Source organism: Streptomyces sp. SID3212 (genome assembly GCF_009865405.1).
Taxonomy (GTDB): domain Bacteria; phylum Actinomycetota; class Actinomycetes; order Streptomycetales; family Streptomycetaceae; genus Streptomyces.
In genome coordinates, this window is sequence record NZ_WWJY01000092.1 from 1 (window position 1) to 1,863 (window position 1,863).

General features: G+C 73.7%; 1 protein-coding gene and 1 pseudogene. Both read right to left on the reverse strand.

Annotated elements, in window-relative coordinates:
- The coding region (locus GT042_RS02850) for a roadblock/LC7 domain-containing protein (RefSeq protein ID WP_161307112.1) at positions 1-264 on the reverse strand (264 nt) is incomplete at its 3' end.
- A 9-nt stretch (positions 265-273) separates the two neighbouring features.
- Positions 274-1,863: pseudogene (locus tag GT042_RS02855) on the reverse strand (hypothetical protein); the annotation flags it as partial.

The following is a 1,863-nucleotide window of genomic DNA, read 5'->3' on the forward strand; positions in this document are numbered from 1 at the left end:
GGACATCAGGAAGAGGAAGCCGCGCTCCATCTCCACCACGGTCTGGTTGACCGGGCCGCCTTCGAAGATCCGGGACGCCCCCGCGGTCAGCGAGGTCAGCCCGGACGCCACGGCCGCGAGCTGATCGGCTCGGTCGCGGGGGAAGCCCTCGGACATGGCCAGCAGAAGTCCGTCCGCGGAGACCACCACCGTGTGGGACACCCCAGGGGTGTTGTCCACGAAGTTGGTGATCAACCAGTTCAGATTCTGAGCGGCCTGACTCATCGGACTCAACTAACGCTCCTGCTGGTGAGAGGGGCCGAGGTTGAAGCTGTTGTTCGCCGGACCGGCTGTGCCCGCCTGACGACCCTGCTGAATACCCCGGCGTAGATTGGTCAGTCGGCCGCGTACGTCTGCCGGCGCACGCGAAACCTGCGGACCGGCCGTGTTGTTCTGTTCCTGCGCGGTACCGGGCACCAGGTTGGCACGCGGCACCCGGCGGGGCAGACCTGAAGTGGTGATACCGCCCGCCTGGGGCTTTTTGACCCGTTCGGCCTGGCGTACCAGCTCGTCGTTGGGCGACGTGCGCCAGGAGGACGTGGCACTGGAACCGTTGGCCCCCGAGCCGTTGGCGGCCGGGCTGTTCGAGCCGAACCCGTTGCTGCTCGGCGCGCCCGCGCCCATCAGACCGGCACCGGGCTCACGCTGCGGCATCGGGTCACGCCGGGGCGCGGGCGGCAGCGGGGCCGGAGCCTGCTGCTGCGGGGCGACCGGCGCCGGGGGCTGCTGGGGCGGCTGCTGCTGTCCGCCCGGCTGCTGACCGTGGAACCAGTTGGTCTCCAGGTTGTCGAACAGCGGGGTACGGCCGTCGCCGGGACCGGCCGGGGGCAGCGCCTCGTGCTGGGGCTGCGGGGGAAGGCTGGGCTGGCGCGGGGCGCCGTAACCCGGTCCGTCCTGACCGTTGCGGCCGTTGAGCGGCTGACCGTACGGGTCGAACTGGCCGGTGCCGCGGCCCTGCGCACCCGGTGCCGCGGCGGGAGCCGGGGGGCGCGGGGCGTTGAAGTCCTGCTGCGGGGCGTAGTTCGGCGGCGCGGCGTAGTTCTGCTGCTGGCCGTTGCCGTAACCCGGCTGCTGGTAGCCGCCCTGCTGGGCGCTGTAGTCCGGCTGGTAGCCGGTCGGCGCCGGCGCGTTGAAGTCCGGCCGGGGGAACTGGGCGGTGGCGGCGGCATCCTGCTGGCTCGGCTGGCCCTGCTGCCCGCCACCCCGCTGTCCGTTGTCGGCCCCGGGACGCGGCGCGTCGAAGTCGGGCCGGGGGAACTCCGCGGTGCCGGGCCCCTGTTGCGAGACCTGGGGCCGGGCGTACTGGCCGGTGTTCTCGTGCTCCTCGTGACCGCGCGGGGCGTCCTGCGCGGGTTGCTGCCCGGTGCCCCAGCTGGTGGTCTCGGGGCGCTGCTGGCGGTTCTGCGGCTGCGGGTTCCCGCCCGGCAGCTCGGCGCGCGGGCCGCCGGGGGGCGGCAGCTGCCGGCTGCGCTCCGGTACGCCGCCCTGCTGGAAGGCGTTCTGGGCGTGGCCGCTGAAGCCGTTCTGGCCCTGCTGTCCGTTGGACGCGCCGGGACCGTCGTTACGGCCCTGGCCCTGGCCGGCGTTCTGACCCTGGCCCGCGAACGTGTTCTGACCGCCGAAGACGCTGTTCTCACCGGGCTGGCCGGGCTGACCGGGCTGGCCGGGCTGACCGTTCCGACCCGTCTGGGCCGAACCCTGGCGCTGCGGGTTCTGGGGCGTTCCGTTCCCGCCCCGCTGGCCGCCTTGTCCACCCTGTCCGCCGTCCCGGCCGGGCAGTGCGGCGCGCGGGCTCGCACCGGCGCTGACCTGGCCGCGCGGGGT